15 protein-coding genes are annotated in these 18,502 nt (G+C 42.1%); 13 read left to right on the top strand and 2 right to left on the bottom strand.

Annotated features, from left to right (window positions below; genetic code table 11):
- Positions 1 to 40 precede the first annotated feature (40 nt).
- From V7K53_RS21365 to V7K53_RS21350, 4 genes are all read left to right on the top strand, one after another.
- Entirely contained in the window at positions 41 to 454 is a 414-nt protein-coding gene (locus V7K53_RS21365) for a QcrA and Rieske domain-containing protein (protein ID WP_335199546.1), read from the top strand.
- A gap of 51 nt (positions 455 to 505) precedes the next feature.
- Positions 506 to 1,891: a HEAT repeat domain-containing protein gene (locus tag V7K53_RS21360; protein WP_335199648.1), complete on the top strand. Its 1,386-nt coding sequence runs from the start codon at positions 506 to 508 to the stop codon at positions 1,889 to 1,891.
- Between the two features lie 680 nt (positions 1,892 to 2,571).
- The gene (locus tag V7K53_RS21355; protein WP_335199543.1) at positions 2,572 to 3,351 is read left to right on the top strand and encodes a WGxxGxxG-CTERM domain-containing protein; all 780 of its coding nucleotides are present in this window, start codon (positions 2,572 to 2,574) and stop codon (positions 3,349 to 3,351) included.
- A 230-nt stretch (positions 3,352 to 3,581) separates the two neighbouring features.
- Positions 3,582 to 4,559, top strand: coding sequence for a LysR family transcriptional regulator (locus V7K53_RS21350; protein ID WP_335199542.1), 978 nt, complete (start codon positions 3,582 to 3,584; stop codon positions 4,557 to 4,559).
- Here V7K53_RS21350 and V7K53_RS21345 read toward each other — a convergent pair.
- Positions 4,527 to 5,345 carry an eCIS core domain-containing protein gene (locus V7K53_RS21345; RefSeq protein ID WP_335199541.1) on the bottom strand — a complete coding sequence of 273 codons (819 nt, stop codon included), beginning with the start codon at positions 5,343 to 5,345 and terminating at the stop codon, positions 4,527 to 4,529. The two genes, V7K53_RS21350 and V7K53_RS21345, sit on opposite strands and share 33 nt — an antisense overlap.
- A gap of 154 nt (positions 5,346 to 5,499) precedes the next feature.
- Positions 5,500 to 6,759, bottom strand: coding sequence for a hypothetical protein (locus V7K53_RS21340; RefSeq protein WP_335199540.1), 1,260 nt, complete (start codon positions 6,757 to 6,759; stop codon positions 5,500 to 5,502).
- A 193-nt stretch (positions 6,760 to 6,952) separates the two neighbouring features.
- Between V7K53_RS21340 and V7K53_RS21335 the strand changes: the two genes are divergently transcribed.
- The 9 genes from V7K53_RS21335 (at position 6,953) to V7K53_RS21295 (ending at position 18,409) form a co-directional block, all read left to right on the top strand.
- Positions 6,953 to 7,192: a hypothetical protein gene (locus V7K53_RS21335; RefSeq protein WP_335186098.1), complete on the top strand. Its 240-nt coding sequence runs from the start codon at positions 6,953 to 6,955 to the stop codon at positions 7,190 to 7,192.
- On the top strand, positions 7,192 to 7,716 hold the full coding sequence (locus tag V7K53_RS21330) for a phage tail protein (RefSeq protein WP_335186100.1): 525 nt from the start codon (positions 7,192 to 7,194) through the stop codon (positions 7,714 to 7,716). Before V7K53_RS21335 ends, V7K53_RS21330 begins: the two co-directional genes overlap by 1 nt.
- Before the next feature lie 23 nt (positions 7,717 to 7,739).
- Positions 7,740 to 11,042: a hypothetical protein gene (locus V7K53_RS21325; RefSeq protein WP_335199538.1), complete on the top strand. Its 3,303-nt coding sequence runs from the start codon at positions 7,740 to 7,742 to the stop codon at positions 11,040 to 11,042.
- 37 nt (positions 11,043 to 11,079) lie between these two features.
- Positions 11,080 to 11,643, top strand: a complete 564-nt coding sequence (locus V7K53_RS21320) for a CIS tube protein (RefSeq protein ID WP_335199536.1) — start codon at positions 11,080 to 11,082, stop codon at positions 11,641 to 11,643.
- A gap of 184 nt (positions 11,644 to 11,827) precedes the next feature.
- Positions 11,828 to 13,561, top strand: coding sequence for a VgrG-related protein (locus V7K53_RS21315; protein WP_335199535.1), 1,734 nt, complete (start codon positions 11,828 to 11,830; stop codon positions 13,559 to 13,561).
- Between the two features lie 55 nt (positions 13,562 to 13,616).
- Entirely contained in the window at positions 13,617 to 14,114 is a 498-nt protein-coding gene (locus tag V7K53_RS21310; RefSeq protein WP_335199534.1) for a PAAR domain-containing protein, read from the top strand.
- A 454-nt stretch (positions 14,115 to 14,568) separates the two neighbouring features.
- Positions 14,569 to 14,982: a GPW/gp25 family protein gene (locus V7K53_RS21305; protein WP_094350967.1), complete on the top strand. Its 414-nt coding sequence runs from the start codon at positions 14,569 to 14,571 to the stop codon at positions 14,980 to 14,982.
- Between the two features lie 99 nt (positions 14,983 to 15,081).
- The gene (locus V7K53_RS21300; protein ID WP_335199533.1) at positions 15,082 to 17,277 is read left to right on the top strand and encodes a putative baseplate assembly protein; all 2,196 of its coding nucleotides are present in this window, start codon (positions 15,082 to 15,084) and stop codon (positions 17,275 to 17,277) included.
- A 100-nt stretch (positions 17,278 to 17,377) separates the two neighbouring features.
- A complete protein-coding gene (locus V7K53_RS21295) occupies positions 17,378 to 18,409 on the top strand; it encodes a phage tail protein (protein ID WP_335199532.1) in 1,032 nt (343 codons plus the stop codon).
- The last annotated feature ends 93 nt before the right edge of the window (positions 18,410 to 18,502 follow it).

The following is an 18,502-nucleotide window of genomic DNA, read 5'->3' as shown; positions in this document are numbered from 1 at the left end:
GGCAGATGTTAGCTAAAACTTAGATATTATTTCAGCAGCTATGAAACGTCGTGACTTTATTAATTGGGTAGGTTTGGGTTTGATTGTGAGTTCTCTACCTGTAGCGATCGCAGCTTGTTCTTCTCAAACAACTCCAGCATCTAAAGATTGGCAAACAGTAGGTACATCGGTAGAATTAGATAAAACAGGTCAATTGCTAGCAAAAGACTCACCTGCTGGGCCTGTGCTGGTAGTCGGCACATCTAAAGCCGGAACTCTAACTGCTGTTAACCCTACTTGTACTCACGCAGGTTGCACTGTAGCATGGAAAGCTGATGCTAAAAAATTCGCTTGTCCCTGTCATGGTTCGGAATATGGAGCCGATGGTAAAGTGCAAAAAGGCCCAGCGACAGATCCACTGAAAACTTACGCCGCCAAGATTGAGGGTAATTCGGTTGTGGTCAAGCCAACTTAGCGGAGGTAGGGGGCAGAAGGCAGGGATAGAAGATGATAATTAAAGCAAGATATTGTGAGTAACATCAAACAGCTATTGGTGCAAGCTGAGGCAGCATATTATGCGGCTGATTGGTCATCACTAATTCAATATTTACAACAGTTAATTTTAGGTGCAAACTCGGAAGATCCAGAGATAGTTAAAAATCGAGAATATCTCCTGAAATTAACACTTTCAATCTTAGAGATGGGGGATTTTGAACAACGCTGGGAAATTACCAAAGTGTTGATTCACTTGGGAAATATTGCTATACCACCACTGATTGAAATATTAGAAGATGAGGATGCAGAAGACGAATTACGCTGGTATGCAGCAAGAACTTTGGGTGAATTTAAACACCCAGAAGTCATCGCGTCAATAGTTGAACTGCTGAAAAATGATGAGGATGAAGAACTCAAAGCGATCGCAGCTACAGCACTGGCACAAATGGGTACTGTTGCCATTGCTTCACTAACTGAACTTCTATTAGATGAAAATACACGATTGTTAGCAGTGCGATCGCTTTGTTGTATTCGGCAACCAGAAACCATCGCTCCGCTGTTAAGTGTAGTGCAAGATCCACAAGCAACAATCCGCGCCGCCGCAATTGAAGCCCTCAGCAGTTTTCATGATGAACGTGTACTGCCAGTATTGTTAAAAGCTTTGGACGATCCAGCCGCCACAGTGAGGCGTGCAGCAGTGCTTGGTTTAGGTTTTCGCCCCGACTTACACCAAGCATTAGATTTAATAACGAGACTGCAACCCAAACTTTACGACTTTAACCTTGATGTTTGTTGTGCAGCCGCAGTTACCCTTTCTCGGATTGGTGGTGATGACGCTGCTAAATACTTGTTTGATTTGTTGATTTCACCCCAGACACCGATAACGCTGCAATTAGAAACCATCCGCGCTTTAAGTTGGGTGGGGACGTTATCGAGTTTGGAATATTTGCAAACAGCACTGAATCAAAGTACATCAGAAACAGTATGGCAAGAAATTGTCACAGTTTTGGGACGAGTCGAAAAATCGCAGTTAACTACACCAGCGACAGAAATTTTACTGCAAATACTGCGATGCCTTTCCTGCGGAACGCTGCGCGAACAGCAAGCTTCTCTACAAGACGCTCCGCGTAGCTTGCTTCCCCGGAGGGGTACGCTAACGCAACATCCAGCCACAGAGATTGCTAGCATCAAAAGTGCGATCGCTTTATCTTTAGGACAGTTAGGCGAAATGCAGGCAATTGAACCATTGATTTCGCTGTTAGGCGATTCTAATGCATCGGTGAGACTACATGCGATCGCAGCGCTGAAAAATCTGGATGGAGAAGCCACACATCAACAATTGCAGCAGTTAGCCAATAATGATGCAATCACACCAGATTTAAAACAAGGAATAGCGATCGCTTTAGCCGAATGGTAAATTTCAGTGTCAACTTTTAATCGCGTAGCGTCTAGTTGGCGTGGTTACTGAACTTCTTGTACTGAGCGCAGTCGAAGCATGTCGAAGTGCAGCCTCTCATAAATCAGAGAGGACTGAAATCCTTATTACAAACCTTTAATTATTTACGCCGTTCTACTTAACTGACAATAAAAGTATTCCTTAAGTCTAAAGCAAGACACATCTGAAGTATGAAGTTATAAGTTCTCAAGTGAAATAATATTGTGAAGTATTCTTAATAGAGTCTCAACTGCTAGCAGCATCTGGCTGTATAAAGTTTTTAGTTAAGTATAAGTCCGGCGAAAAACTAACACTCATGCTATCTAACAGGAACAAAATAATTCACAATAAGTAATTAAATAAAATGGCATGAATAGAAGTAAATATAATATTTAGTTTCTATTTTTTTGAATAAGCGAATTTTTTCGTAGTTTCTGAATGCTGAAGTAGTAATTACTGATTATGAGTTATTTTGCTAAATGTGACGAATAGTAAGTTGTTGTGGGATTTCCAAATCCCTTTCGACTTTTCGAAAAGAAGCTAAGTAAAACACTCTTTAATCTATCTTGTCAGAATTTACCTAATTTAGCAGTGGATTGAAGAGACATACTTTTGTAAATCAATTAACCACACAAATCTAGAACATAAAAGGAACCATAAGCATGAAGCCTTTCGATTTATCTAAAGCTGTTTTAGCTACTGTTTTTGCCATCAGTTTCGCTTCTGTATCCTTACCTCCTTCAGTTTCTGCCCAAAGTGGAGGTTCCGGCAGTGGAGGCTCCGGTAGCGGAAGTTCCAGTGGTAGCACTGGCTCAGGCACTGGAACAACAGGCACTGGAACAACAGGCACTGGAACAACAGGCACTGGAACAACAGGCACTGGAACAACAGGCACTGGCACAACAGGTACTGGAACAACAGGCACTGGCACAACAGGTACTGGCACAACAGGTACTGGCACAACAGGTACTGGCACAATAGGTACTGGCACAATAGGTACTGGAACAACAGGCACTGGCACAACAGGCACTGGCACAACAGGTACTGGAACAACAGGTACTGGAACAACAGGTACTGGAACAACAGGCACTGGCACAACAGGCACTGGCTCAGGTACTGGAACAACAGGCACTGGCTCAGGTACTGATAGCACAGGCACTGGCACAACAGGTACTGATACTACAGGTACTGGCACAACAGGTACTGATACTACAGGTACTGGCACAACAGGCGCTGATACTACAGGCACGGGCACTGATGCCACAGGTACTAACAGGAATACAGGCGTCGTAACTTCCGAAAGACCTAGCGATCGCGGTTTCAATTTGGGTTGGCTAGGTTTGCTAGGTTTAGCTGGTCTAGCTGGACTAGCTCGTAATCGCGAAAAAGTCCGGGCTTATAGCGATCCTGATGAAGTAGCAGGTTCTCGCTCCAGAAAATAATATTCACCACACTCTAGGAGGGTACAAATGTTATTTGTGCCCTCTATTATTTTTTTGGCGAAATTTACCGAAAAAATCGGTGCAAAGCGCATCATTCAGGACAAAGGCGGTCAAATCTGATTTACTTAAATGTCAATCAGATAAAAAAAGCTGTAACAAACTATACTAAAATGTGGATAAAAATCCGTTAACTTAATAAAACTGATAAATGTAATTCAGGCTACATAAAAATGCGCCTAGAGCAGTTGCAAGCCTTTCTAGCGATCGCCCAAACTGGCAGCTTTCAACAAGCAGCGCGAACATCTGGTGTTACCCAATCGACGATTAGTCGCCAAATCCAAGCATTAGAAGCAGATTTGGGGATAGAACTGTTTCACAGAAGCACTCATGCCAAGCTAACGCTAGGAGGTGAACGTTTGTTACCCCGCGTCCGCAAAATTTGCCAAGAGTGGCAGACTGCTACAGAAGAATTGGCTGATTTAATCGCCGGAAAGCAACCAGAACTTTGCATTGCCGTGATTCACTCCCTATGTGGATCTTACTTACCACCAGTGTTGCAAAAATTTTGTCATGATTATCCAGATGTGCAATTGCGAGTGACTTCATTGGGGAGCGATCGCGCCTTAAAAGTCCTCAAAGATGGATTGGTAGATTTAGCAATTGTGATGAATAATCGCTTTTTAACCACCAGTAGAGAAATGGTGGTAGAAGTCCTTTATGATGAACCTATAGAAGTTTTAACCGCAGTTAATCATCCTTTGGCACAATATGAATTCATCCCTTGGTCGGAGCTAATTCGTTATCCCCAAGTGGTTTTTAAAGATGGTTATGGGATGCAACGCTTAATCCAAGATAGATTTGAGCGAATGGAAGCTACACTCCAGTCGGCTTTAGAGGTAAATACCCTAGATGCCTTCCGGGGAGTAGTGCGCCAAGGGAAATTGATAGCTTTGCTACCTCAATCAGCATTACTGGAAGCACGTCTTGACCCTACGCTGGCGATTCGTTCTTTAGCTAGCAATAACACTAGTGGTTTAGTAGATGGTTCGAGTTTGACTCGTCGGGTAGTGATGGTGACAACTCAAGACCGTCTGCAAATTCCCCCAATTAAGCACTTTTGGCAACTAGTGCAGGAAAATATTCCACTGCAAATTGACCAGCAGCGATCACCTTTGTCACCTGCCATTTTGTTGGACAACGTGAGTTAACTCATGGGCAAGTAATTCCTTCCCTCCATGACTCTCTGGAGCATATTCTCCTTGACGGAAGAAGATATCCTGCCCTGTGGTAAAAGCACGAGCTTGGATGGATTGATTGAGTTGGTCAGAGCGGTTATCTGTGTGGATTTTGACAGCGCTGAAGTCAGTTCCAAAAGCTTGCTCCATTGGTTGCCGGATATTGTCTGAGAGTGGCTGTCCGCTTCCCCGTTCCTGTTGGATTGAAGTTTCCAGGTCAGATGTGGCTGCAACTCCACCACCCTGACGTTGCAGCGAAATATTGGTATCTGCCAGAGATTTCATTTGTAATTCTTCTTCCTCTGGTAATGCTTCCCGTTGTAGTGAAATATTGGCATCCGCCAGGGATTTCATTTGTAATTCTTCTTCTTCCTCTGGTAATGCTTCCCGTTGCAGCGAAATATTGGTATCTGCCAGAGATTTCATTTGTAATTCTTCTTCTTCCTCTGGCAATGCTTCCCGTTGCACAGACTGCTTACTTACAGGCTCACTCATCGTCTGCATTACCTGCTGTGCTACTTTATCAGCTTCCTGCTCGTAAACATCTCCTGGCTGGTTAACAGTCAGTTTTGTTTGGGGACGTAATGATATACGACTAATGTCATGCATTAGTGGTTTGTTGAAGGGTTGCACCGATGGAACTGCTTGGGACGAAGCACTAGGGGAATCTAAACCAAAACCACGCGTCGGTTGTTTGAGTGCAGGTATTGAGAAGGAAGCAGTGGTTGCTTTTTTGGGCTGACTTACGCGTTCTCTCATGTACTTCTCCTGATGCCCGATCAGTTCGGTGGATAAATATCTATGCTAGTTGATATCTTTAATTAGAGTACATCGATCGCACTTTTAATACAATTCATCAAAAGTCTAAATTTGCGGCAACCCAATTTTTATAGTATCGGGCGATCGCACGTATTCAAGTTGAAGCTTCAGCAGGCGCATTATCTATCAGCCATGCCTCACCTGCTTTTTCACTGCTGCTATATCCCGTTGTATAGCCCCAAGGTGCTGACGATACGCCCATAGCAATTAAGATACTTGGCACCAGCTTTTCATCTAATTCAGCAACCTGGAATTCGTTCTTTAGTTTCTCCAAGATAAATTGCCGTGGATATTCTGGCATCATACTTAAGGTCTCCCGACTCTTCTTCATTTCTTTCCAAATCTGATTGAAAGCAAACTTTTGACCAAGCTCCTTCCATTGCTCTTTACGTTTTCCATACTCTGCCTGAGCAGCAGCCAATCTTGTTTTGAGATCCGCTTCGCTTATTCCGCCCTTATTGTCTTTATTTTGTTGCATGAAGGCTAAAGTGCCAAGATCAAGAGAAGGATAGGTAACTTCTGCAAAATTGCTAACTTTTAAAGACCAATTATCCTTCGTGTAAATATGGTCAACACTATCTGAGGCTGTTAGGTCTAGCCATGCAATATAGTTGCTTCCTTTTTTTAACCGCAAAACTAAATCAGGACGGGTTCCACCCACCGTTACCTGTGTATCCACTGAATACTCTCCAGAGATTTTGGGGTGAAACTCCGAGTTTGAGTCACTCACCAACGATTCGATGACATATCCAAAGGCTGCTGCCATCAACTTCGGGCGCTTTTGCGATAAATGTTCATTCCACTTTTGAACCCAAAGTTTGGTATAACCGTTCAATTCCCCATAAGCTCCTAAACTAGGTACGGTGAGTGCATAGTTATATGCCTTTTGAACAGTTTCATTATAGGCTGTGAAGAAAGCCCTAGATGCCTCGGCGCTTGTTGGATCGGATTTGTCATAGGTAGCATTTTCGATATCTCGCTGGATTATAGGTTCTCTTTTTTCGCTACCTATCATTAACATCGGCGATCGCTCCACCATCGGCTTCATCTGTAATTCTTCCTCATCCTCTGGCGCTTGTTGTCGTTGTATGCCCAGAGATTTCATCCGCTGTGCTACGCTATCGGCTTCCTGTTCGTAAATGTCTCCAGGCTGGCTAATTGAGAGTTTTGCTTGGGTATGAAGTGGTATGCGACTGATATCGTGAGTCAGTGGTTTATGGAGTGGTTGTATTTTTGGAATTGCTTGGCGTGAAATTGCCGACGGCTTCAAACCAAAACCGTGTGTCGGGTGTTTCAGGGATGGAATTGAGAAGCCTGTAGTAGTTTTTTTCTCTCGGCTGACGTGTTCTCTCATTTTCTTTTCCTGGTTGCCCAAGCAGTAGCTAGATAAATATTTTGCTGTTACTAAGAATCTAGAGTACTGCGATCGCACTCACAACACAATTCCTCTAAAGTCGAAATCCAGGCAAAAACTAAGTTCGACTTTTGGCTACTTTTGATTCTGATGCACTACCTTTAGGCTGGATTTAGGGAGAGTTTTTTTATTTATGGACTCAAATCAGCAAAAAACTTTTTTCACGTTCGATGGAGATATTGGCAGTACTGCTGGCTACGCTGGGATTGCAGTGACTTCTGATGCTAGCAAGGTTGCTAAAACTGCAAGTAAATACCTCAATGATTCACTGCTGCTGAACCAACTCACAGAGCAGGTGTATAAACTCTTGCTAGAAGATATGCGATCGCAGCGAGAAAGGGTAGGCAATTATAATTCCCAAAGGTGGTTTTGATGGCTACAGGCGCTAATAACGGCAACATTACTCACGAATTAAATTATGTCGCTACTAATCGTTTCTACGTAGAAATAGACAGTTCTATTGCTGCCTCTTTTGCGGAATGTACAGGATTAAGTATTCAAATTAAGAAAAATGTTTTTCAGGAAGGTGGTGTCAACGACCAACAAAGAATTTATTTAGGTCATACAGAATTTGCAGATATAACACTTAAACGTGGAGTTACTGACCATCCAGGTTTTTGGAACTGGATGAATGCAGTTTTTGATGAAAAAAAGAAAACATCTCGACGCAATGTCAATATTCTGATTTTCAATCAAGCTGGTGAAACGATGATGAGTTGGACTTTGATTGGTGCTATTCCTATAACCTGGAAAACACCTGCACTCCAAGCAGATGGTAAGGCAGTTGCCATTGAAGAATTAACTTTAGCTTATGAAGGCTTACAAGTTGCAAGGTCTACAGGAGGAGGCACTTCTGTACAACGGAATCAAAAAAGTGGATATTTTGTTTCTAGCTAAGTGGCTATTTTTAAACGAGAACTATGCAAATTATTCAATCTCCACTAGGAAACAATATTCATCCCCTTGGGGTAATATCATCCTTATCTACTTCTGATAGAATGGTATTGAGAAAACAGTCTCATTCTCTACATTTACGAAGTAATTTTATTAGTCCTATACAAACGAAACTACCATTAGTTACATCCTCTAAATTTTTATTATCTCGTGAAAATGAACCATCAATACAACCATTAATAGGTTGGGATAATCAAGATATAAATAGTGATTTGCCATTACTTGAATCTGATTTTTTTGATTCAATAGCTCTACCTGAAAATACTCATGTCAATACTAGTGAAATAGTAAAAGATAGTATTCCGGAGATAGTGCCAAATCGAATTGATAAAAAAACTAGTGATGATACCTCGCAACAATTAAATACTAAAAGTAAATCTAAATCAAAAAAAATAAATAAATCTCAAAAGCCACTTGAGAAGAAATCTAAACCCAAATCTAAAAAAGTAGTCAAATCATCATCTGTGGCTAAGAATATTGTTCAAAGCAATGTTACTATTAATGGTAATGAAGATAGCTTATTAGCATCAGATGAATCTCTGTTGGTTGAGGCTAATTTAGAAATACCTAAATTGCAGCTAGATAATGCTGTCGTTGATAATTCTCTATCTTTGCCGTCAGCACTTACCTCACCCGATCTAGATGATGCACCTTCTTTACTTCATCGTTTAGCGAATGATGAAAATACTGTAGGAGCGCATATTGCTGTACCTAATTCTGAGTCTTCATTTGCAAAAAATCCTATTGCAATACAGCAAGAAATTGATTCCAGTGTTTCAAGTGAATATCCAGCGAATATCCCTGTTCAGTTAACACCTACCCCAGCCAATATTGAAGATACACCTAGCTTATTCAGAAACTCTGATAAGAATGAACCGTTAGTAATTTCAGAGTCACAGTCTGGTATGGTGGTTAATGTCTCAGATGTCTCAGCCAATCTGACTTCACTGCAACGTGACAGCTATCTTGAGAGTACTACTAACGAGTTTACAGAAAGTCAGCGCATTTTAGTACCACCTGAGATTTCTGAAACAACAATAATTACCGCCATATCACCTGAGATGGGTGAAAATGCGATCGCACCACTTACCGCCAAATCACCTGAGATTTCTGGAACACCAATAATTACCGCCACATCATCAGAGATTGGTGAAACTGCGATCGCGCCACTTACCGCCACATCACCTGAGATTGTTAGAACACCAATAATTACTCCTACATCGCCTGAGATAGGTGAAACTGCGATCGCACCACTTACCGCCACATCACCTGAGATTTCTGGAACACCAATAATTACCGCCACATCATCAGAGATTGGTGAAACTGCGATCGCACCACTTAGCGCCATATCATCTGAAATTGGTGAAATACCAGCAATTAGCGCCATATCGCCTGAGATTGGTGGAAGTGCGATCGCACCAATTAGCGCCACATCACCTGAAATTGTTGAAACTGCGATCGCGCCAATTAACACCACATCACCTAAGATTGTTGAAACACCAAAAATTAGCGCCATATCGCCTGAGATAGGTGAAACTGCGATCGCACCACTTAGCGCCACATTACCTGAGATTGTTAGAACACCAATAATTACTCCTACATCGCCTGAGATAGGTGAAACTGCGATCGCACCACTTAGCGCCACATCACCTGAGATTGTTGGAACACAAATAATTACCGCCACACAACCTGAAATTGGTGACGCACCACTTAGCACCACATCACCTGAGATTGTTGGAACACAAATAATTACCGCCACATCGCCTGAAATTGCTGAAACTGCGATCGCGCCACTTAGCGCCACATCACCTGAGATTTCTGAAACACCAATAATTAACGCTACATCACCTGAAATTGCTGAAACTGCGATCGCACCACTTAGCGCCACATTACCTGAGATTGCTGAAACACCAACAATTAACGCTACATCGCCTGAAATTGCTGAAGTACCGACAATTACTCCTACATACCCTGAGATTGTTGAAACACCAACAATTATCGCCACATCGCCTGAAATTGTTGAAACTGCGATCGCACCACTTTCCGCTACATCGCCTGAGATTTCTGAAATACCAATAATTACTCCTACATCACCTGAAATTGTTGAAGTACCGATAATTACTCCTACATACCCTGAGATTGTTGAAACACCAACAATTACCGCCATATCGCCTGAGATTGGTGATGCGAGTATTTTCAGAGAAATTATTGACAATGAACAAATAGTAGAATCAGAATTTACCTATGCGGTAACAAATTCTGAAATATCAACCTTTGTTGATACCTCAGATAATCCAACTTCCCCACAAAATGAGGTAAACACACTACCTGAAGTTGAACAAGATGCGATCGCAGAAAATTTGCCAGCACCTAAAGGTTATGCTACTGGTGGTCATGTGACAGACTCCCACGTTAAAAATCGTCAGCAGATAGCACCCTCAGATACTGTACCTGCAATGCTTACACCTGGGGAGTTTGTGATTAATACCAGGGATGCACAGAAGAATCTACCCCTACTACATCACATCAATACTGGTGGGACACCGCAGGATATTATCCTTCCAAGTTTACAGACATCCAATCTCACAGAACCAGAAGAAACAATTTCTCCAGAGACTCCGACTAAAGTCGATTCTTTTTCAGACACTTCATTACAACTAAAAAGCGCTGAGACTGATTCCCCAGAGATATCCAATTCTTTAATTCCTTCTTCCTTGGGGTTGAATATTAGTAAACAGAAACTTTCTATTCTCAAGTCTCCAGAGATTCATACCCTTCACAATGAAACAATTGATGTAGGTGAATCTTCACCCCAATACTCATCGCCTCCCCTGATTTTCCGAAAAGCAAATTCCACCACTAATACATCTTCCCAATGGTCAAATACACCTTCTCAATGGTCAAGTGTGGAAGATTTACTAAATGGAAATGATGATGAATTTACTAGCTTTAATTTTAATGATGGAGAATCTAATAGCCAAAATTATGAATTTTCTCATGTTTCAGAATCACCACAAGTTTTTGCTAAACATCTTCCTTCAGCTAGAGGCTTTGCTAATGGGGGAGAAGTTACTCCACCCGACATATCTAGAGAAATAGCACCAGTAACTGAGACGATAGAGAGCGCATCCTCATTTTCTCAAGAAGATGATAAAGATGATACAGCCGATCTTGAAGCTCTAGCTCGTGAAGTTTATAGCAGATTACGACAACGGATAGAAATTGAGCGAGAACGACATGGTGGTTCCTCTGGTAGATTACCTTGGTAAATTTGTATTCAATAATTAATTTTAGGAGAATACTCAAGTGGCAAGTCCAGCAATTATTGTTATTCAAAAACGTCAACCGCAGCTTGAAAAAGCCAAACTTGTAGCTTATAACGGTGAAGCGCCAGATATTGAATTAATGTTTAATCCTACAGATATTAGTTTCTCTCGGACTGTTAAGTGGGAAAGTAAGGATGGTAATAGAGGAACTACTCTACTTCCGAAAGTAAACTTTTCTGGCGTCGAACCTTACAAGTTCACGCTCAAACAGTTACTTTATGATACTTATGAAACAAAAGAGTCGGTGATGAAAAAATATATAGATAATATTAAAAAAGGTGTAGAAACTATCAGTAAAGCAACTGATAAACGACCACCTGTTTATATATTTACCTGGGGAAATGAGTATTTTTATTGTGTAATTACGAGTTTAACCTACACTTTAAATATGTTTTTGAGTGATGGTACACCAGTAAGGGCACTGGTAGATATAGCCTTGCAAGAAGTAGATAAGAATAACCTTCCTGGAGGACGTGAATCTGCTTCTAAAGGCAATGCTCGTGCGGGAGATCAAAAGGGACAAACACTGAGTAAGACAAAATAAGTAATACCAATTTGAAAAAAGAATGCGACAAATACACTATTTGTAGAGACGCGATTCATCGCGTCTTTAGCCAAGGATGTGTTGCAATCATTAATTGAATTGAATAGGTATAAAGTGATAAATTAGTATTTACTTTCTCATTAAAAGCTGCTCTGAACATTTCATAAATTATAAAGTAATAATTATGCCTGCAAAAAAAAGCCTTTATTTAAGCGAACCTAAAATACAGATAGATGGAAGACAGGCTTCTCCTGAATTAATGAAGGATTTGTTGCAAATAACAATCGAAGAAAGCCTTCATTTACCAGCAATGTTTACGCTAGTAATTCATAATAGCTATATTCCCGCATCTGACCGACCAGAAAACAAGACTTGGCGACATGAGCCTTTATTTAAAATTGGGAAAAAAGTGAAATTGGGTTTTACTTCGAGTACGACTCTAGATAATAACTTCCAAGAGGAGGTAGGAGAATTCCTGATTGAAGGCGAAATTACAGCGATGGAAGTTCACTTCAATGAAAAATCTGAAGCTGATATCATTGTTCGCGGTTATGATATTTCTCATCGTCTGCACAGAGGTCGTTATAATCGTTCTTTTTTAAATAAAACTGATAGCGATATAGTTAAGCAAATAGTTAAAGAAGTAGGCATAAACCTTGGTAATATAGATGCAACTGGTGAAGTTCATAAGTATGTCTTCCAAGAAAATCAAACTAATATGGAGTTTTTGCGAGAAAGGGCTGCTCGCATTGGTTTTGAGTTATTTATTACAGAGGAGAAGCTAAATTTTTGCAAACCAAAAACTCAGAGAGCTTTATCACTCAAATGGCTAGTTGATATTAATAAATTTAGTACCCGCGTTACCAGTGCTGAACAGATAAGTTCTGTAGAAGTACGCGCCTGGGACTATACCCAGAAACAATTGATTAGTGGAACAGCCAAGAAAGAAAAGCAAATAACCGAGACAGGTAATCGGCTAGGAAGTAGTACTAGTAATGCATTTTCTAATCTTAAATCTCCCAAAATGATTGTTGTAGATAAACCTGTTGCCAGTAAAAAACAAGCAGATACGATGGCTCAGGCTTTATGTGATGAACTAGGAGGAGAATTTGTTTATGCTGATGCCAAAGCAGAAGGGAATCCTGAGATTCGTCCTGGACGGGTTATTAATCTTGAGGGTATGGGCGATCGCTATAGTGGTAAGTATTATGTTACAGAAACCCGCCATTTCTTCAGTCAGCGCGTTTATGAAACTTATTTCAGCGTGCGGGGACTACGTTCTGGTAGCTTATTCACAACTCTATCTCCAGAAAAACGCTTACAGCCATCTGAGACTTTATTAGTCGGAATTGTGACTGATAACAAAGACCCAGAGGCATGGGGTAGGGTGAAGGTTAAGTTTCCCACTCTCACAGAAGAACATACAAGTGACTGGGCGAGAGTTGTAGCTGTGGGAGCAGGCCAAAATAGAGGTTTTGACTGTTTACCAGAGGTAAACGATGAAGTTTTGGTAGGTTTTGAACATGGCGATATTCATCGTCCCTACGTTATTGGCGGGGTATGGAATGGTAAGGATGCACCACCGGAAAAGGTAAGGGATTCAGTTACAAGTGGTGTAAGATTACGCACCATTAAAACTCGTGTAGGTCATACTCTACAGTTTGTTGAAGAAGATAAAGGAACTAGCAAAAAAGGTATTCGTGTAGAAACTGAATACGGTCACAAAATATATCTCAATGACAGTCAAAGGTGTATAGAGATTGAAACCAAGAGCGGTCATAGAATAAAAATGGACGATATGGCTAAATCTGTTTCAGTGGAGTCAAAAGGTAATCTGTCATTGGATGCTGTTGGAAATATAGACATTTCAGCCAAGGGTACGATTACAGTCAAAGGTGCGTTGATTCGACTTAATTAATTCGTAATTCGTAATTCGTAATTCGTAATTCTAATTAACACAATAGGAGGTTGTCGTGGGTAGACCAGCAGCAAGAATTACCGACAATGTGGCGCACCCTTTACCCCCAGTTTTAACAGGAGGGCCGGGTAGTCCTAATGTTTTGATTGGGTCTTTACCTGCGTGGCGGGGTGTACTTGCAGCAGCAGTACCAGGTTTACAGTCTGCCAAAACATCTTCTGATATAGCTATCAAAGCGGCTGAGGCTGCTACTTTAGCGGCGGCTGGTACACCAGGGGCACCTGCTGCCTTAGCTGCTGAACAAACTACAAAGACAACAGCAGCATCTACTATGGGTAGTGCAATTACCGCCGCCGCTGCTGGTGCTGATATTCATAATTGCGCCACACCTTTACCCTTACCTCCTCACGGCCCTGGGGTTGTGATTGACGGTAGTCAGACAGTGCTGATTAACAATCTACCAGCCTCTCGGATGGGCGACACCGTTTTAGAAGCATTGGGGCCACCGAATAAAATTATCAAAGGTAATCCCACTGTTTTGATTGGCGGCTAATTGGAGAGGCAGAGAGCAGGGGGCAGGGGAATACTGCGCCTACGAGTATCAAAGACTCGTCCGCGAGTATTAAAGACTCGTTCACGAGTATCAAAGACTCGTCCGCGAGTATTAAAGACTCATTCACGAGTATCAAAGACTCGTCCGCGAGTATTAAAGACTCATTCACGAGTATCAAAGACTCGTCCGCGAGTATCAAAGACTCGTTCACGAATATCAAAGACTCGTCCGCGAGTATCAAAGACTCGTTCACGAATATCAAAGACTCGTTCACGAATATCAAAGACTTGTCTATGAATTTTAATTTATACCAAATTAGAGTTACAAATCATTCTCCCTTCGCCCCCTGCCCCCCTGCCCCGCCCCTTCATCCTCGACCTTTGGCGAATAGGCTTAAACCTTCTGTGCCGATATCTTTGAAGATATCCATGTAACAGCTGTCTAAGTGCCAGATATGGTTTACGGTCGTCAACGAGCCTATTTGGGAACAGGTTGGGCTTATCCACTGCATTTAAGTGTGCAAGGTGGGATACAACTTAGCCGTGAAGATCAAAAAGTTAAAGAATCTATTTGGATTATCCTCCGCACGGGAGTAGGTGAGCGGGTTTACCGACCTACCTTTGGTTCGCGCTTATCGGAACTGGCGTTTGCGCCTTTAAATAGCGATACCCTACTGCGAATCCGTCTTTATGTTTTGGAAGCTTTAGAAGTTTGGGAACCACGCATTACTATCGATGAGGTTGTCACCGACCCTGACCCTGTGCGTGGCAGAGTAGACATAATCATCAATTATCGACTTAAAGACGGGCCCGATATTTATAGTTTTGTTTATCCTTATTATTTGGTGTCAGCTGGGGAGGAATCGTGATACCAATTAAAAATTACAAATTAAAAATTAAAAATTCAGAAAGTTAAATTTCGTCTCGGTTTCTAGGTTGTATCTGTCACATTCTTTTTTTAAATTGGTATGAACTTTGATTTTTTACCGAAATTACCTTCTTCCAACTTAGACGATCGCGCCTTTGATGATTTGGTGCAAGAATGTATCATGCGTATTCCTCGCTACTGTCCAGAATGGACAGACCACAATCTCAGCGACCCAGGAATTACGCTCATTGAATTATTTGCTTGGTTAACTGACCAGATGTTGCTCAGATTCAACCAAGTACCCCGAAAAAATTATGTTGCTTTCCTAGAATTACTAGGTATTCGTCTCCAGCCTCCCGCCCCAGCCCGTACAGAATTAACTTTTTATTTAAGCGCTGCACTTCCTGAAGCCTACACGATTCCCGCAGGATTAGAAGCTTCAACTATCCGCACTGAAACCACAGAAGCGATTACCTTCAGCACAGATTCTCCTCTAATTATCGGCAAACCCCGCATCCAACATTTCTTAACTGCCCAAACTACCGAAGATATTCCCCAATCTCTGCGCGAAAGAGTCACAACTTCCTGGACTCGTCAATCTAACGGTTACTGGACAGGTAACGAACAACCGATTTTTGAAGAGGAACCCCAGCCTGGTAACTGCTTTTATTTAGCAATTAATTCTGACGATCCTTTAGACGCTAATGTTTTAGAAATTATTTTCCAAGGGGCTGCGGCTACCCCTGCTGGGATTAACCCCAATCAACCACCCCGGAGATGGGAAGCTTGGGACGGGGAAAATTGGCAATCAGTTTTATTGCAAGAATCAGATGATAAAACTCGCGGCTTCAGTTTTTATGAAATCGCCCAAGAAGGTGAAAACCCCTCTCAAGGTGCAGAGGTACGTCTGCATTTACCTCAAATTTGGCCTGTGGCTAATTTTACCTCTTACCGAGGTCGTTGGTTACGCTGTAGCTTTGTTTCCACGGAAGCGAATGAAACTGGTTACAATCGTCCGCCACGAATTATTGGTTTAGCAGTCCGTTCAATTGGCGGTACTGTTAGGGCTAGCCATAGTACGCTGATTCAAGATGAGCGATTGGGAATTAGTGATGGTACGCCCGGTCAAAGTTTCCAATTACAAACAGCACCAATTTTAGAACGTCGAGAAAATGAGTATATTTTAGTTACTCCCGCTGGTGGTTTGCCTCAAAAGTGGACTGAGGTGAGAGATTTTGCTGATTCTGGGCCGCATAACTTCCATTACACCATCGATTCCATTACTGGTACAATCCAATTCGGGCCGCTGATTCGGGAACCGAGCCAACTTAAACAGCAAACACAGGTGCGATCGCGAATACAGCAACCATCACTAGATGACACATCTGTACAAGTTCTGGAAAATAATCAGTCGGAACACCAATATGGGGCGATTCCTCAGCGTGGTGCAGAGATTAGAATGGTTAGTTATCGTACAGGCGGTGGTAGAGAAGGCAATGTTCAAGCTGGGGCAATCCAGTTTTTGAAGTCTGCATATCCTTATGTTGCTAGTGTGGTCAATCGTGTACCAGCAATCAATGGAGCGGATGCAGAATCGCTAGAACAAGCTGTAATGAAGGCTCCCCGCATCCTCCGCACACGCGATCGCGCCGTCACTGCTGAAGATTTTGAAGTTTTGACTCAACAGGCAGGTGCTGGTGCGATCGCTCGCGTCCGTTGTTTACCAGCAAATTCTCGGAGGCAAGCTGGTATAGTTAGCTTACTGGTAGTACCTTATGCAAATACAGATGCGATCGCGCAAGGCAATGGCATGACACCAGAAGATTTTGCCCTCAGTAATGCCCTCCAAGAGCAAATTTTGAGTTATTTAGATGAAAGACGCTTATTAGGGGTACAAGTAGAGTTACAAGAGCCGAATTACGTAGGTGTTTCTGTACAGACAGAAATTGCTTTAGAGCCAGCATACAACAATCCTTTTGCCAGCGAAGAAATTCGTCGGAATTTAAGGCGATCGCTGTATAAATATTTAAATCCCTTAACTGGAGGAATCGACGGCAAAGGTTGGCCATTTGGGCGACCAGTTTATACATCTGATATTGTGGCATTACTGCAACAAACCCCAGGCGTGCGTCATTTAGGCCCCGTCTTGCTATTTCCCATCCGCAAGCAAGGAGAAAACTGGCGACGACAACCATCCCCAGAACAATTGATCGATCCGGGATCGGAAGGTTTGATATGTTCCTGGGCTGATACAAATCTGCGTTCAAATCACGACATCCAAATCATTAATCGCTGATTTGTCATTTGTCATTTGTCATTGGTCATTGGTCATTAATTTATCTATCCTCCTCTGCTCCCCTGCCCCCTGCCTCTTCTTACCCCCAATCCCCAATCCTATGGTTCAAAGTCGCTCTAGTCCAGCTGTAAGCATTCAATTAACGCCAATGCAAATTCCCGAAGCTTTACCTGTGGCAGGTTTAGCATTTGCAAATGCAGAAAACATCGATGTAGCTGGACGTAGTTTGCTCTTGCATCCTGGACATCCCAGCGAGATGATTGTGCAAGTACAAAACTTAGAACAACGTCCTTTGCGGGTGAGCTTAAGCGTTGAAGGAAACTTCCCGTCTCAGTGGTGTCAGATTGGCACAGAAGGCAGTGAGATACCGCCTCATGGACAAATGGATGCTGTTCTCTACTTCTCAATCCCCGACACATTTTTTGAAGACCAAGAAGCGATTTCCCCTGGAAAAAAAGGCAACCTAACACTCAATTTTCGTAGCCTAATTACTCTACATATAGACCCAGGCACAGACAACGAACAAATAGAGAGAAGCGAGTATTTCGATTTATACATCCGTCCCTACACTGCCTACATGGAATTCTTGCCAATTTTGTATCGGGAGGTGGACTTTATTGGTCGCTTCATGAAGATATTTGAGCAAGCTTTTCAACCAATAGTTAATAGTTACAATGTCATGTGGGCAAACCTCGACCCCTTGACAGCACCACAAGCATTACTACCCTTTATGGCTCATTGGGTTGCTTGGCAAGTAGATTCTGTTTGGGATCTCCAGCAACAACGGCGTTTAATTCGCCGAGCCGTAGAACTTTATCGCTGGCGAGGAACTCGTAAAGGATTGCGTCTCTATTTGCATCTTTATACAGGTTTACCGCTAGACGAACATTTACCGAATGAAGCTGATAAACATATTAGTATTACAGAACCTTTTGGGCCAAGTTTCATTATAGGAGATGCACAACTAGGAAATGCAGTTTTAGCTGGTGGACAACCGTATCACTTTATAGTGCGTTTGCGTTCAAATATTTCTAGTGGCATCATCAACGAGCAACTTATTCAAAGAATCATAGAGCAAGAAAAACCAGCTTTTTGCACCTATGAGTTATCTATCGAAAATTCATCTAATTAAATAGTTCGTAATGGGCTACGCCCCGCTTCTCTACGAGACGCTACGCGAACGCTAACGTAATTCGTAATTCGTAATTTTTTAAAATTAAACAGA

This window comes from Nostoc sp., assembly GCF_036917355.1.
Taxonomy (GTDB): Bacteria; Cyanobacteriota; Cyanobacteriia; order Cyanobacteriales; family Nostocaceae; genus Nostoc.
This window is presented reverse-complemented; position numbering and strand designations above follow the sequence as displayed.

Coding starts and splice junctions, on each gene's coding strand:
- V7K53_RS21345 (WP_335199541.1), bottom strand. CDS start 5,345: ATGAGAGAACGCGTAAGTCAGCCCAAAAAAGCAACCACTGCTTCCTTC.
- V7K53_RS21365 (WP_335199546.1), top strand. CDS start 41: ATGAAACGTCGTGACTTTATTAATTGGGTAGGTTTGGGTTTGATTGTG.
- V7K53_RS21325 (WP_335199538.1), top strand. CDS start 7,740: ATGCAAATTATTCAATCTCCACTAGGAAACAATATTCATCCCCTTGGG.
- V7K53_RS21300 (WP_335199533.1), top strand. CDS start 15,082: ATGAACTTTGATTTTTTACCGAAATTACCTTCTTCCAACTTAGACGAT.
- V7K53_RS21305 (WP_094350967.1), top strand. CDS start 14,569: ATGGTTTACGGTCGTCAACGAGCCTATTTGGGAACAGGTTGGGCTTAT.
- V7K53_RS21355 (WP_335199543.1), top strand. CDS start 2,572: ATGAAGCCTTTCGATTTATCTAAAGCTGTTTTAGCTACTGTTTTTGCC.
- V7K53_RS21330 (WP_335186100.1), top strand. CDS start 7,192: ATGGCTACAGGCGCTAATAACGGCAACATTACTCACGAATTAAATTAT.
- V7K53_RS21340 (WP_335199540.1), bottom strand. CDS start 6,759: ATGAGAGAACACGTCAGCCGAGAGAAAAAAACTACTACAGGCTTCTCA.
- V7K53_RS21350 (WP_335199542.1), top strand. CDS start 3,582: ATGCGCCTAGAGCAGTTGCAAGCCTTTCTAGCGATCGCCCAAACTGGC.
- V7K53_RS21295 (WP_335199532.1), top strand. CDS start 17,378: ATGGTTCAAAGTCGCTCTAGTCCAGCTGTAAGCATTCAATTAACGCCA.
- V7K53_RS21315 (WP_335199535.1), top strand. CDS start 11,828: ATGCCTGCAAAAAAAAGCCTTTATTTAAGCGAACCTAAAATACAGATA.
- V7K53_RS21335 (WP_335186098.1), top strand. CDS start 6,953: ATGGACTCAAATCAGCAAAAAACTTTTTTCACGTTCGATGGAGATATT.